The following is a 13,525-nucleotide window of genomic DNA, read 5'->3' on the forward strand; positions in this document are numbered from 1 at the left end:
AGATACGGCGTGTGTGCCGCGCCTTTCGATGGTATTGTGTTACCCGTCGCAGGCTCTTATGCCTTCGACGGGGGTTCGCCGAGGCGGACGACTGCGATACGAGCATCTCTGGGGGAAGCTCTCGCGGCCGGTCGTCCGGCGATGTCGTGCCGACGTGGGGTCGGCCATCAGAAGACTGGGGAACACACATGGGGAACAGTGCTGTCTGGAAGCGCGCGCGCACGGGCGTGGCCGGAGCGCTCGCGGGGGTGATGGTCGCCGCGGGGCTGGTCGCCCTCGGTGGGGGTGCTGCCGTGGCCGCCGAAGCCCCGGGCGGCCTGCCTCCGCTGTTGCAGCGGGATCAGAACGTGGTCACGTCCGATCCGATCCCGACCGTGCAGATCGACAACGGGTATGTCTGGGCGCAGACGACGATCGGCTCGATCGTGTACGCGGTCGGCAAGTTCGACAACGCGCGCGAGCCGAAGGCCGCTCCGGGGACGGCGCTGACGGCGCGCTCCAACGTGCTCGCCTACAACATCGACACGGGCGCGCTCCTGCCGTTCGCGCCGAAGGTCAACGGCGTGATCAAGGCCGTCGCCGCCTCGCCCGACGGCACCCGGATCTACATCGGCGGCTCGTTCAACAAGGTCAACGGCAAGGACCGCTGGAACATCGCCGCGATCGACGCCAAGAGCGGCGAGCTCGTCCCCGGATTCGTGCCTTCCATCGGCGGATCCGGCGTCTACGCGCTGGCGACGTCGGGGACGACCGTCTACGCCGGCGGCCTCTTCACCCAGGCCAACGGCACGCCGCGGAAGAACCTGGCCGCCTTCGACACCACCAACGGTGCCCTCCGACCGTGGGCTCCGCAGACCGACCTCCAGGTCGATGCCATGGTCATGGACCCGGCCGGCGCGGACACGATCGTCGGCGGACGCTTCTCCCAGGTCAACGGCAACACCGAGATGCGCGGCAGCGCCTCCGTGGACAAGACCACCGGAGCGCTGAACACGGACTGGGGGCTGGCCAAGACCGTCAAGAACGGCGCCGGATCCGGCATCTACGCCGGCAAGGCCGGGACGTTCGGTCTCGCCACCGACGCGACGGGTGTCTACGGCACCGGCTGGGGCTTCGTCGACGCCGCGACCGGCAGCCTCGAAGGTACCTTCGCCGCCGAGGCCGGCACAGGCAAGGTGCGCTGGATCGCGGATTGCCTCGGCGACCACTACGGCGTGTACTCGACCGGCAAGGTCGTCTACACCACCAGTCACACGCATTCATGCGAAACTCTGGGACTCCACCCGGAGCAGGCTCCGCGCGTACACCGCTATTCCGAGGCATACACGGCGGATGCTCGCGGAACGCTGGCACCCGCGCCGACCGCGCCCGGTCGCAAGGACTGGGGCGGCACGCCCGCCCCGTCGCCGTACGCGTGGTCACCCGATTGGGCGGTCGGGACCACCACAGGACTCGGTCAGGCCGGGTTGTCGATCACCGGCACCGGCACCATGATCTCCATCGGCGGCGAGTTCCGCTCCGTCAACAACGGACGGTTCGAAGGACTCGTCCGCTTCTCGACCACCCCTCCAGAGGGCCCGAAGGACGGCCCCCGCCTCTCCGGCGACAAGTGGGTGCCGACCGCGACTTCGCTCACCCCCGGGCGCGTGAAGGTCACCATTCCCGCCAACTGGGACCGTGACGATCTCACGCTCACATACGAGTTGCGCCGCGCCGACTCGACCACCCCTTTGTTCACCACGAAGGTGGAATCCACGTGGTGGAACCTGCCCGCAGTCAGCTTCGAGGACACGACGGCTCCGGTCGGCGCACAGCAGCAGTACACCTTCACGGCCACGGACAGCGACGGCCACACGGTTTCGAGCAAGACGACGATCGCCACGGCGGCCGCGTCCACACCTGCCTACTCCAACGCCGTGCTCGCTGACGGCCCCCAGTTGTACTACCCGTTGGGAACCGTCGCGCAGGATGTGGCAGGTACGAACAGCCCGCTCATCCGCTCAGGAGCGACGCCTCAGTCATCAGGCGTGCCGAAGGGCGTGGCCGGGGCGACAGCCCTCGACGGGACAGAGACCGGACGAGTCGACACGACCACGAAGGCCGCGGTGCCGTCATCGTTCTCGGTCGAGATGTGGTTCCAGACCTCGACGACCGCGGGCGGCGTGTTGTTCGACTTCGAGAGTTCGGCCGCTGGCTTCTACTCGAAGAACTACGACCGAACCGTCTACATGTCAGACAATGGCCGCCTGAACTTCGGGGTATACAACGACGGCACCAAAGTGCTCACGACCGCGACGGCATACAACGACAACCGCTGGCATCATGTCGTCGCGTCGGTGAGCCCCGAGGGAATGAAGCTCTTCATCGACGGAAAGCTCGACGGCCAGCTCCCTAACGTCACCACAGCGCAGGACTTCAACGGGTTCTGGAAGATTGGCGGTGGCAGGCTGAAGGGTTGGGCGAATGAGCCGACCAAGACTCTTGCCGCCCCTGCCAACCTTGCCGGCGATGCCCACCTCGTCGGCACTGTCGATGAGTTCGCGGTCTACCCGTATGGCCTGACCGCGGGACAGATCAAGACCCACTACAGCGTGGGGAATGGCTCCACAGCCCCCGTCGCCGCTTATACGGCCACGGCAAGCGGCCTCACCGCGGCCTTCGACGCGAGCACCTCCGTGCCGCCGGGGACGACCACGATCTCGGACTATCGCTGGGACTTCGGGGACGGTACGACCGGTACGGGCAAGACGCCGTCGCATGCCTACGCGAAGCCCGGCACGTACGCGGTCAAGCTCACGGTCACCGACAGCCAGAATCTCGTGGGCTCGGTCACGAAATCGGTCGTCGTCCAGGGCGCCGACACGCCGCCCACGGCCTCGTTCACCCTCTCCGCCTCGGGGTTGACGGTGTCGGCGGACGCGTCGGCATCGACCGATGCCGACGGCAGCATCCGCAGCTACCGCTGGGACTGGGGTGACGGCACGACGGGTGAAGGCGCGACGGGGACGCACACGTACCCGACGGCCGGGACGCGGACGGTCACCCTCACGGTGACGGACGACGTCGGGGGCACGGCGACCACCACGCGGGAGGCCGTGGTGGCGGAGCCCGCGCCGCTTGCGAGCGACGAGTTCGACCGGACCGCCGGCCCCGGGTGGGGCGAAGCCCTCACGGGCGGCGCCTGGAAGATCACGGGAGGATCGGCCGCCGCAGCCGGCGTCGCCGACGGCTCCGGCGTGCTGAAGCTGGCCGCGGGCGATACCCGCCACGGGACGCTGAACGCGCCGTCGGTTCCGGATCCGGCATTGGAGACGACCTTCCGCATCGATCAGCCGTCGAGCACAGGAGGCTCCTACATCGGGGTCATCGCCCGCGACTCGTCCGCTGGTCGGTATCTCGTCCGCGCCTGGCTTCGCCCTGACGGCACGGTCTGGCTCGTGGCGCACCGCGACGGCACCGTCCTCGCGACCCGGGCACTGAACGGCGTCACGGTCACCCCTGGCACCACGTACACGCTGAAGGCGTCCGTGACCGGAACGGACAAGACGTCGCTCGTCGCGAAGCTCTGGGTCACAGACGCCGCGGAGCCCGCCGATTGGCAGCTGCGGGCGAGCGACCCCACCCCGCTGCCGGCGGGTGGTGTGGGCCTGAGCGGCAGCCGTTCCGCGAGCGCGACCGCGCCGCTCGGCGTGTCCTTCGACACGTTCCGCGTCAGGGCAGCGGAGTAATCGGATCGGTCCACCGTATGAACGCCGGCCTCGAACGAGGCCGGCGTTCGTCGCGAACGCGGGTCGCGCCTGATCGTCGCGGATAGGATGTTCAGACGCCGACGACAGGGGAGGAGGTGGGTCGTGATGCCTGCGCAGGACGACCCCGCCGCAGCCCTCCTCCGCTCGAACCGCCGTCGCCGGCTCATCCGCCGGTGGGTCGCGATCGGGACGATCCCGCTCACCCTCGCCGCCCTGCTCTTCGTGGGCAAACTGCTGAGCATGTACGCGTTCGCCCACCAGGCCATCACCGCCTACGTCGTCGACGACTTCGCGGGTTCCGAAGCCTCGGCGCGTGGACAGGACGTCCTGAACTGGTTCGAGCCGTATAAGGCCCCCTACAACATCGGCACCGCACTGGCCGGTGCCGACGAGCTCCCCGCCTCCCGTGCGGAGCTGGAGCGCTCCCTCGACCTCGCGACCGGCCTGGAGGTCTGCCCGGTCCGGATCAACCTCGCTCTCGTCATCGAGCGGATGGGCGACGCCGCCAGGGCCGATGGCGATGGCGCCGGGGCGACCGCCCTCTACGGCGAGGCGCTGACCGTCACGGTCGAGACCCCGGAGGAGTGCCGCAGCGACGAGGCGCAGCAGCAGTCCCCCGACCCCGAGCGCGACATGTCGGACACCCTGGACAACACCGAGGACCGCCTCAAGCAGAAGCAGCAGGAGCAGGAGCAGGAACAGCAGCCGCAGGAGCCGCAAGAGGATCAGGAGGAACCGCAGCCGTCCGAGGACAAGCTGCAGGACCTCCAGGACAAGCTCGAGCAGGGGACGCAGGAGCGGGACCAGCAACAGGGTGACGACCCCGGCGGCACCGGGACGGACAGGCCATGGTGAGTGATCACGAGCGGCAGCGCGCCCGCTACGTCGGCGGTACCGAGGGCGCCCCGCCCGTCCCGCCGCCCGGGGGCTACCGCGGTGCCCGGCGGCAGCAGCCGATCGACCTCACGCCACCGGTCGATCCACAGCTGCCCACGGAGGAGAAGAAGACCTCCACGAATGCGCTCGGCTGGATCGCTCTGGTCGCCGCGATCCTCTTCACCCTGATCCTGTTCGGCACGCTCGTGGTCGGCGGCACCGACCTGCTGTACGGAGTGACGATGATCACGCTGCAGCTCGTGGTGCTCGGAGTGATCGTGGCCGCGCTCTTCACCCCCGGCGGACGACGGCTCGGGGTCATCGCGCTCGTCCTCACCGTCCTGTTCAACGTCGCGACCGTGGGGGCACTCAGCGCTCTGCGCACCTCGGCATCCGGGAACTACGAAGGCGTGAAGACCGCGGAACAGCGGCACGCGGAGGCCTACCCCGGGATCAAGGGCACCTCCCCGCAGGAGGCGCTCACCCAGCAGTCCATGGAGGAGGTGCGCGCGGAGGCTGATTCCCTCTTCACCGACATCCGTGAACGGCTCACCGCGGACTTCGGGTTCACGTGGGTCCGGGTCGGCGACGAGGATGTCCGGCCGGAGCGGAACGGCTACGGCGGCGAGTCGATGCTGTCGGAGTACACGTCGGCGGCCTGGGCGACCGAGCAGCCCGTGCAGGGCTACGCGCGCAAGCTCGACGTGATGGCGGCGATCGACGAGGTCGTGGCGTCCCACGGCCTGTGGAACCTGTACTCGTTCAACGATCCGACGAACTCCGGCATCGACCCGTCCATGATCGCCAAGCTCTACGGCAGCGATGACCCTCGCACGCAGACGACGTGGGAGTACTACACGGAGAACTACCCCGACCCGCTGCGCTTCTACGCGAACATCTACGACCTGTCGAACGATGCCGACGGCGGCTTCCGCAGCTCGCGGGAGGCGCAGAGCGCGCGCACCGGCGAACCGATCGAGGGGCTCCAGCTCGTCGTGATCGCCGGCAAGGTGCTGAGCGAGGACGACCGCGCGGAGTTCGAGGAGCGGCTGCAGGACTACCCCGGCTTCGAGTGACCGGCCCGGTGCGAGGATGACGGGATGAGGCAGGGAGCGGTCGGCACGGTGCGGCTCGTCGAGCACGGCGGGCGGCGGCTGGTCGAGAAGCGCCTCTCCGATCCGGCGCGGCACCTCAACGAAGTGCGGGCCCTTCGCCGGCTCGTCGGCTCCGGGCTCCCCGTGCCCGAGGTGGTCGAGGAGCGGTCTGGCGTGATCCTCATGACCGCCCTCCCCGGTGCCCGTCTCGACGACGCCGACGCCGACGTCCGGATCGCGGATCTCCGGGCCTCGGCACCCCTGCTGCGCGCCCTGCACCGGCTCGAACCGCCGGACGACCTGCTTCCCGCGCCGGACGACGCGGCCATCATCGAGCGGTATCGCGCCGCCGAGGCGCCACGCCTCCCCCTGCTCATCCCACCCTCGTCCGGAAGCGTCTTCTGTCACGGCGACTGGACGGACGGCAACCTGCTCGCGCAGCACGGACGCATCTCCGGGATCGTGGACTGGGAGGCCGCACACCGCGGCGATCCGCTGCGGGAGCTGGCGCGAGCCGCGTGGGGAGCCGCGCGGAAGGATCCGCGCTCGGAGCGGGCGCTCATCGACGGGTACGGTGCGGATCCCGCCCGGGTCCGTGCGTGGTACCCCGTGCACGCCGCCGAGTTGTGGCTGTGGTTCGCGGAAGCCGGCCCTCCGGAGTACCTCGCCGCGCTCACCGCGGACCTGGAGAGGTGGTCGGCCTGACACCTCACCCGGTGATTCCCGGTCCATCCCCTCGATGATCGGCAGCGGCGTGGCTACACTGGCCGCACAGGGGGAGGGAGTGTCCGCATGATCAACGAACTCGATGAGCAGCAGTCCTACGAGTTGCTGGCGACCACCACGGTGGGCCGGATCGGATTCGTCGACGACGGCCTGGTGCAGATCCATCCGGTGAACTTCGTCGTCTCGGGGCACGAGCTGCTCCTGCGCACCTCACCGGACGGCCACCTGGCGGCGCTGTCCCGCGAGGCGGCCACGGTCTCCTTCGAGGTCGACTACCACGATCCGATCGGCGGCCTGGGGTGGAGTGTGCTGATGCACGGGGTCCTGTCGCCGGTTCCGGAGGATCAGGCGGCTGGGGCGGCGGCGCGGGTGCACCCGTGGGCCGGAGACGACCGTGATCTCCCGCTGTCGTTCCGCATCGAGCGCATCACCGGACGCAGCGTCCGCCGCGACCCCCGCACCAGCGGGGTCTGAACGCGCCCGCCGTCCCGTTCAGGAGGCGAAGGCGAGGCCCGCGGCGAGCGCGAATCCGAGGACGGTCGCCAGCCCCGTGGACTCCTTCGCCTTCGACTGCGCCTCCGGGACCATCGAATCCACCAGCATGACGAGCAGCGCGCCCGCGGCGAAACCGCTCGCCCCGGAGCGGAAGACCTCGCCGGTCACGCTCGCCAGGGCGAATCCGGCGACGGTGGCCGCCGCGCACAGCACGGCGACCCCGGCCCACAGCAGCAGCACCCTGCTCCGTCGCATGCCGCCGTCGAGCAGGTCGGCGGCGGAGCCGATGGACTCCGGGAGGTTCGAGACGAGGATGGCGACGACGAGCGCGATGCTCACCGGCTCCCCTGAGGCGAGACCGATGCCGAGCACGAGCTGCTCCGGGATCCCGTCGAGGAGCGCCCCCACTGCGAGCTGGCCTCCCCCGGCCTCGCCCTTCTTCCTGGCGGCTCTGGCGTCGAGGATGCGGGCGGCGATGTAGTAGCTGAGGGCTCCGAGCGCGACGCCGGTGACGAGGGGGATCGGACCACCGCGGTCGAGCCCCTCCTCCCAGAGCTCGAAGGCGATGGAGGCCATCAGGGCTCCGGCGCCGAAGCCCAGCACGATGCCCAGCCACCGCGGCGGCCACGTGCGCAGCATCGCGAGCACCGCGCCGACGAACAGCGGAGCCGCCGCGACGGCTCCCCACAGAATCGCTCCACCCATGCGCCCATCTTCCCGCCGACCCACCCCTTTCTGCGCGAGCCACCCCTCTGCGTGCGTCCGAAAGGGGCCGGAACACACGAAAGGGGGTGGGTCGCGCGCCGATAGACTGGGAGCCATGTCCAAGGTCCTCCAGTCCCTGCCCGTCGGCGAGCGCGTCGGCATCGCCTTCTCCGGAGGACTCGACACCTCCGTCGCCGTCGCGTGGATGCGCGACAAGGGCGCCGTGCCGTTCACCTACACGGGCGACCTCGGCCAGTACGACGAGGACGACATCGCCTCCATCCCCGGCCGCGCGCTGGAGTACGGCGCCGAGGCCTCTCGTCTCATCGACTGCAAGACGGCGCTCGTCGAAGAGGGCTTCGTCGCGCTCTCCTGCGGCGCCTTCCACATCCGCTCCGGCGGCAAGACCTACTTCAACACCACTCCCCTCGGCCGCGCGGTCACCGGCACGCTGCTCGTGCGTGCGATGCGCGAGGACGGCGTCGACATCTGGGGCGACGGCTCGACCTACAAGGGCAACGACATCGAGCGCTTCTACCGCTACGGCCTGCTCGCCAACCCCCGCCTGCGCATCTACAAGCCCTGGCTCGACGCGGACTTCGTCACCGAGCTCGGCGGTCGCCAGGAGATGAGCGAGTGGCTCGTCGCGCACGGCTTCCCGTACCGCGACTCGGCCGAGAAGGCGTACTCGACGGACGCCAACATCTGGGGCGCGACCCACGAGGCGAAGACGCTCGAGCACCTCGACGTCTCGCTGGAGACCGTCGACCCGATCATGGGCGTGAAGTTCTGGGACCCGTCCGTCGCCATCGAGGCGGAGGACGTCTCGGTGACGTTCGAGGGCGGCCGTCCGGTCGCGATCAACGGCGTCGAGTTCAGCGACCCGGTGGCCCTGGTGCAGGAGGCGAACGCGATCGGCGGTCGCCACGGCCTCGGCATGAGCGACCAGATCGAGAACCGCATCATCGAGGCGAAGTCCCGCGGCATCTACGAGGCCCCGGCCATGGCGCTGCTCTTCATCGCGTACGAGCGCCTCGTCAACGGCATCCTCAACGAGGACACCCTCGCGACCTACCACGAGCAGGGCCGGCGCCTCGGTCGCCTCATGTACGAGGGACGCTGGCTCGAGCCGCAGTCGCTCATGCTCCGCGAGTCCATCCAGCGCTGGGTCGGCTCGACGATCTCGGGCACCGTGACGATCCGCCTGCGCCGCGGCGACGACTGGACGATCCTCGACACGGTCTCCCCGAACCTGTCATACGGGCCGGAGAAGCTGTCGATGGAGCGCGTCGGCGACGCCGCGTTCGGCCCGGTGGACCGGATCGGCCAGCTCACGATGCGCAACCTCGACATCGCCGACTCCCGCGCGCGCCTGGAGCAGTACGCGGGCCTCGGCCTCGTCGGCGGCGCGACCGGCGAGCTCGTCGGCCGTGTGACCGCCGGCGAGTCCGCCGAGATCACCGAGTCCGTGCACGGCTCGATCTCGGAGGCTGACGAGAACCTCGCCGACGCGGTCGACACGGCCTCCGAGCGCGCGGCCTTCGACTCCGGCACCGACTGAGCGCACGGGGCGCCGCGGGCGACCGTGCACCCGCCCCCGTGATCAGGACGCCGCGGCGAGCGGATGCGCCGGCGCCACGGCGCGGTCGACGATCCCCGGCAGCACGTCGTCGAACAGCGCGATGAGGGCGGTGCGCATCGCCGCCGCGTCGCGTCCCGGCAGCACGACGGCGATCCGTACGACCGCGGCGCGCACGTCCGACCAGTCGAAGACACTCCCCGCGCGACGGGCGACGCACGCGAGAAGCGTCCCCAGGCTCCCGACGAGCTCGGCCCGCTCCGCGTTGCCCTCGATCCACGCGAAGGCGACCGCGAGAGCGCGCAGGCCGTCGCCGAACGCGGAGCCGTCCCGCCACCGCACCGCCAGTGCCACGTCCTCGACGAGCTCGTCCAGGTAGTCGAGGTCGTCCGCGTGGAGCACTGCCATCGTGCGTCGGACGGAGCCGATCCAGACGTCGCCGAACAGGGCCACCACGTCGCGCGCGCGGTCGCCGTCGAAGGCGGTCACCCACCGGGTGCCGTCGCGGCGCACCGCGATGAGTCCGACAGCGGCGAGGCCGTCCAGGGCACGGAGGACATCCGCCGGCGCGGCACCGAGGGCGGCTGCGAGCCCCCGCTCGTCCACCCGCGTGCCCGGCGCGAGCGCCCCCGAGACGATCGCATCCGTCAGCCTGCCCTGCAGGCCGCCGTGCCGATCCCCTCCCGCCGATGTCCCGCTCACCGCGCGTGCATCATCCTTCTTCTCGATCATGGCGTCCCCCCGCCGTTGCATGGACCGATCCCGCCGGAGCCCCGGTCCGGACCGGTCTCTCCACTGAGAATGCGCCGAAGCGCGACGCGTAACATAACACGACCTTCCCCGGAGGAGCCTCGGCGCCCTGCCTCGCGGTCGGTACGCTGCGAGGTTGCTGAGTTATCTTGCACAGTGCTGTGCATGTTATTACCATGGAGGGATGACCACTCGCGCCCTCCGTCGCGACGCTGCAGAGAACCGCGCCGGCATCCTGTCCGCGGCTCGCAGCGCCCTTGCCTCCGACCCGCACGCCTCCCTCGACGCGATCGCCCGGACCGCCGGCCTGTCGCGCCGCACCCTCTACGGACACTTCGAGGATCGGGACACCCTGATCCGCGAACTCGTCTCCACCGGCGCCCAGCGCTTCAATGCCATCGCCGCCTCCATCGACGACCCCGACGCCCGCCTCGCCCTCGCCCGACTGGCCGCCCGGCTCTGGGAGGAGGCGGCGCACATCCAGGTCGCCGCCGCGCTCGCCCTCGACGAGGCGCACGTCGAGCACACCGCCGCTGCCCTCGCGCCGTTGCGCCGGAGCGTCGCTGCCCTCGTGCGGAGGGGACAGGAGGACGGCAGCTTCCGCACGGATCTCGCCGCCCCCACGCTCGCCCGACTGATCGAGGAGATGGCGCGCACGGTCGTCTCCCGCACCGACGCGCAGAGCAGTGGCGCCGGAGACGTCGCCGTCCGGGCCGTGCTCAGCATCGCGGGACTCTCCTGGCGCGAGGCGGACGAGCTGCTCTCCTCTCACCCGGACATCACCGCCGACGACCAGGAGGTCCGCGCATGAGGATCACACTGCACGATGTCAGCAAGGGTCGCGCCGGACAGGCTCTTCCCTCCATGAGCCTCGAGTTCCACTCGGGCGCGGTCCGCTACGCGCTCGCGGAGACCGAGCAGCGGCCGACCGTGCTCGGCCTCATCGCGAGCGGGCGGATGCGCCCGGACACGGGCCGCGTCACCATCGATGCGGCGGCGAGCCCGAAGGAACTGCGTCGCCGGGTCGCCCTCGTCGACGCCCCGGACGTCAGCGACCCGCATCCGGACATCACCCTCGCCGGGGTGGTCGGTGAGGAGTTGATGTTCGCCGGGCGCGGTGCGACCCCGCTCCACGCCCGACGCTGGCTCGGCCGGGTGGGATACCAGGAGCTCGCCTCCGTCCCCATCGGCTCGGTCGACCCGGCCGCCCGCGTGCGCATCCTGTGCGAGCTCGCCGTGCTCCGCGAGGGCGTCGAGGGCATCGTCCTCGTCGCCCCGGATCGCCACGGCGGCAGCCCGGACGGATGGTGGCGCATCGCGGCCGAGTTCGCGGACCGCGGGTACGCGATGCTCGTGATCGTCGGCGGTTCCGCCGCCGTCGCCCTCGAGCGCATGCACGAGTTCGACGCGATCAACGCGTCCGGTCCCGTCGAGCCGCTGGTCCTCGAGCGTCCCGACGACGGGGCCGTGACCGACGACGAGGCCGTGACCGACGACGAACCGCTGACCGAAGACGAACCGCTGACCGAAGACGAAGTACCGTCCGAGGACGAAGTACCGTCCGAGGACGACGCCCCGTCCGACGAGGAAGGAGAAGCGCGATGAAGGTCCCCGCCATGATCGCCGCCGAACTCCGCCGCCTGACCGCGAGCCGGATGGGCATCCTCGCCCTCGTGGCCCTCATCTGCGTGCCGATCCTCTACGGCGGCCTCTACCTCTGGGCGAACCAGGATCCGTACGCGAAGTTCTCCGAGGTCCCCGTGGCCCTGGTGGTCGACGACGAGGGCGCTCCCGCCCCCACGACCGGCACCGAACCGGCGAGCGACGAGACGGTCAACTACGGGGAGGACGTGGCGGAGAACCTGATCGAGGGGAACGCGTTCGACTGGCAGCGCATGACCGAGGACGAAGCCGCCGACGCCCTGCGCCACGGCGCGGTCGACTTCACCGTGACGATCCCGGCCGACTTCTCCACCGCCCTCACCTCCGCGGCGGGCGACGACCCGCACCAGGCCAGGATCGAGCTGGAGACCAACGACGCGAACAACTACCTCGCGTCGTCGATGGGATCGCAGGCCGTCGAGAAGATCCGCAGCTCCGTCGCCGAGATGGTCGGCAGCGAGGCCGCGGAGCGACTGCTGACCGGCCTCAGCGACGTGCGCGACAACCTGGTCTCCGCGACCGACGGCGCCACGCAGCTCGTCGACGGCGCGCGCAGCGCCGCCTCCGGGAGTGCAACGCTCGCCGACGGGACGGCGAAGCTCGCCGACGGCTCCGCGCAGCTCGCCTCCGGGGCCCGGACGCTCGCCGACGGCGCGCAGCAGGTGAGCGCGGGCAACCGCCAGCTCGCCGACGTCGCCGACCGGGCCGGAGCCGCGGTGCAGGAAGCGACGGACGCGCTGCCGCAGGTGCGCTCGGACATCGCCGACCTCCTGACGGAGCAGGGACTCGCGCCCGAGGAGATCGACGAGGTGCTCGCCCGCCTGGATCCGCTCGGAACCCGGATCGAGGAGGGCAACGCGCAGGTGCAGGACGCCGTCGGCAAGGTCGACCAGCTCGCCGCCGGTTCCGCCTCGCTGGCATCGGGGGCGAGCGAGCTCGCCGGCGGCGCCGGCACCCTCGCGACGGGCGCGGCCGCGGCGAACTCGGGCGCGGCCCAGCTCCGCGATGGCCTGAAGACACTGTCCTCCGGGACCGCGGAGCTGCGGGACGGGCTCGCCGACGGTGTGCAGGCGATCCCCGCCTCCACCCCCGACCTGCGCTCCCTGCAGGCCGACACGATCGCAGACCCGGTGAAGGTCTCCAGCGACAAGGTCGCCTCCGCGGAGGACTACGGCGCCGGCCTCGCCCCGTTCTTCGCCGCCCTCTCCGCGTGGATCGGCATCTACGCGCTGTTCCTCATCGTGAAGCCGATCTCCCGCCGGGCCGTCACGGCGCTGCACTCCCCGATCCGGATCACGCTCGCGGGCTGGCTGACGCCGGCGATGCTCGGCGCGGTGCAGATGCTCGGCCTCATGGGGATCCTGGCACTCACGCTCGGCTTCACGTTCGATCATCCGCTCGGCACGCTCGGGGTGATGATGTTCGCCTCGGCCACGTTCGCCGCGATCATCCTCGCCCTCAACGTCTGGCTCGGGTCCGTGGGGCAGTTCCTCGGCCTCGTGCTCATGGTGCTGCAGCTCGTCACAGCGGGCGGGACGTTCCCCTGGCAGACACTGCCCGCTCCCCTCGCCGCGCTGCACCACGTGCTGCCCCTCGGCTACGTCGTCGATGCCATGCGCCAGCTCATGTACGGCGGGGACTACGCGAGAGCCGGCTGGGACCTGGCTGTGCTGGGCGCCTGGCTCGTCGGGGCCCTGCTGCTGGCGATGATCGGTGTCACCCGCATGACGCACCGCCGCACGCTGCGCGATCTGCAGCCCAGCCTCATCGGCTGACCCTCCCGCTCGCCGCGGACCATCCCGCGGCGAGCGCGGGGCGGCTATGATGCGAGAGCGCGTACCCGTGAAACGCGCACTGGGGCTCGGTGGGACTGAGTCTCACCTGGCTAC

Annotated in this window: 11 protein-coding genes; 9 read left to right on the plus strand and 2 right to left on the minus strand. The window is 70.6% G+C overall.

The window, feature by feature from the left end:
- Positions 1-188 precede the first annotated feature (188 nt).
- The 5 genes from AB1285_RS14940 to AB1285_RS14960 all read left to right on the plus strand — a co-directional run bounded on the left by AB1285_RS14940 (position 189) and on the right by AB1285_RS14960 (position 6,919).
- The gene (locus tag AB1285_RS14940) at positions 189-3,728 is read left to right on the plus strand and encodes a PKD domain-containing protein (protein WP_370428180.1); all 3,540 of its coding nucleotides are present in this window, start codon (positions 189-191) and stop codon (positions 3,726-3,728) included.
- Positions 3,729-3,854: 126 nt separating this feature from the next.
- On the plus strand, positions 3,855-4,604 hold the full coding sequence (locus AB1285_RS14945; RefSeq protein ID WP_187664061.1) for a hypothetical protein: 750 nt from the start codon (positions 3,855-3,857) through the stop codon (positions 4,602-4,604).
- A complete protein-coding gene (locus AB1285_RS14950; RefSeq protein ID WP_370428181.1) occupies positions 4,598-5,701 on the plus strand; it encodes a DUF4064 domain-containing protein in 1,104 nt (367 codons plus the stop codon). Before AB1285_RS14945 ends, AB1285_RS14950 begins: the two co-directional genes overlap by 7 nt.
- Positions 5,702-5,725: 24 nt before the next feature.
- Positions 5,726-6,424 carry a phosphotransferase family protein gene (locus tag AB1285_RS14955; RefSeq protein WP_370428182.1) on the plus strand — a complete coding sequence of 233 codons (699 nt, stop codon included), beginning with the start codon at positions 5,726-5,728 and terminating at the stop codon, positions 6,422-6,424.
- A gap of 87 nt (positions 6,425-6,511) precedes the next feature.
- Positions 6,512-6,919, plus strand: coding sequence for a pyridoxamine 5'-phosphate oxidase family protein (locus AB1285_RS14960; RefSeq protein WP_187662849.1), 408 nt, complete (start codon positions 6,512-6,514; stop codon positions 6,917-6,919).
- 18 nt (positions 6,920-6,937) lie between these two features.
- Here the strand turns inward: AB1285_RS14960 and AB1285_RS14965 are convergent, their stop codons facing one another.
- The gene (locus tag AB1285_RS14965; RefSeq protein ID WP_259954122.1) at positions 6,938-7,645 is read right to left on the minus strand and encodes a ZIP family metal transporter; all 708 of its coding nucleotides are present in this window, start codon (positions 7,643-7,645) and stop codon (positions 6,938-6,940) included.
- Positions 7,646-7,760: 115 nt separating this feature from the next.
- Here AB1285_RS14965 and argG point away from each other — a divergent pair, with 115 nt between their 5' ends.
- Positions 7,761-9,206 carry an argininosuccinate synthase gene (argG, locus tag AB1285_RS14970; protein WP_259954124.1) on the plus strand — a complete coding sequence of 482 codons (1,446 nt, stop codon included), beginning with the start codon at positions 7,761-7,763 and terminating at the stop codon, positions 9,204-9,206.
- Positions 9,207-9,248: 42 nt separating this feature from the next.
- Here argG and AB1285_RS14975 read toward each other — a convergent pair whose 3' ends face one another.
- The gene (locus AB1285_RS14975) at positions 9,249-9,926 is read right to left on the minus strand and encodes a GntR family transcriptional regulator (protein ID WP_365756750.1); all 678 of its coding nucleotides are present in this window, start codon (positions 9,924-9,926) and stop codon (positions 9,249-9,251) included.
- 232 nt (positions 9,927-10,158) lie between these two features.
- Between AB1285_RS14975 and AB1285_RS14980 the strand changes: the two genes are divergently transcribed.
- The 3 genes from AB1285_RS14980 to AB1285_RS14990 are packed head-to-tail and all read left to right on the plus strand — an operon-like array spanning position 10,159 to position 13,411.
- Positions 10,159-10,785: a TetR/AcrR family transcriptional regulator gene (locus tag AB1285_RS14980; RefSeq protein WP_187662845.1), complete on the plus strand. Its 627-nt coding sequence runs from the start codon at positions 10,159-10,161 to the stop codon at positions 10,783-10,785.
- Positions 10,782-11,579, plus strand: a complete 798-nt coding sequence (locus AB1285_RS14985; RefSeq protein ID WP_370428183.1) for a hypothetical protein — start codon at positions 10,782-10,784, stop codon at positions 11,577-11,579. The genes AB1285_RS14980 and AB1285_RS14985 overlap by 4 nt, the downstream gene beginning before the upstream one ends.
- Positions 11,576-13,411 carry a YhgE/Pip family protein gene (locus AB1285_RS14990; RefSeq protein ID WP_370428184.1) on the plus strand — a complete coding sequence of 612 codons (1,836 nt, stop codon included), beginning with the start codon at positions 11,576-11,578 and terminating at the stop codon, positions 13,409-13,411. Before AB1285_RS14985 ends, AB1285_RS14990 begins: the two co-directional genes overlap by 4 nt.
- Positions 13,412-13,525: the final 114 nt, after the last annotated feature.

This window comes from Microbacterium sp. NRRL B-14842 (genome assembly GCF_050470785.1).

Bases quoted from the DNA above. Each gene is read 5' to 3' on its own strand.
- AB1285_RS14945 (WP_187664061.1), top strand. From the start codon at position 3,855: ATGCCTGCGCAGGACGACCCCGCCGCAGCCCTCCTCCGCTCGAACCGC.
- AB1285_RS14940 (WP_370428180.1), top strand. From the start codon at position 189: ATGGGGAACAGTGCTGTCTGGAAGCGCGCGCGCACGGGCGTGGCCGGA.
- argG (WP_259954124.1), top strand. From the start codon at position 7,761: ATGTCCAAGGTCCTCCAGTCCCTGCCCGTCGGCGAGCGCGTCGGCATC.
- AB1285_RS14980 (WP_187662845.1), top strand. From the start codon at position 10,159: ATGACCACTCGCGCCCTCCGTCGCGACGCTGCAGAGAACCGCGCCGGC.
- AB1285_RS14960 (WP_187662849.1), top strand. From the start codon at position 6,512: ATGATCAACGAACTCGATGAGCAGCAGTCCTACGAGTTGCTGGCGACC.
- AB1285_RS14965 (WP_259954122.1), bottom strand. From the start codon at position 7,645: ATGGGTGGAGCGATTCTGTGGGGAGCCGTCGCGGCGGCTCCGCTGTTC.
- AB1285_RS14950 (WP_370428181.1), top strand. From the start codon at position 4,598: ATGGTGAGTGATCACGAGCGGCAGCGCGCCCGCTACGTCGGCGGTACC.
- AB1285_RS14955 (WP_370428182.1), top strand. From the start codon at position 5,726: ATGAGGCAGGGAGCGGTCGGCACGGTGCGGCTCGTCGAGCACGGCGGG.
- AB1285_RS14985 (WP_370428183.1), top strand. From the start codon at position 10,782: ATGAGGATCACACTGCACGATGTCAGCAAGGGTCGCGCCGGACAGGCT.
- AB1285_RS14990 (WP_370428184.1), top strand. From the start codon at position 11,576: ATGAAGGTCCCCGCCATGATCGCCGCCGAACTCCGCCGCCTGACCGCG.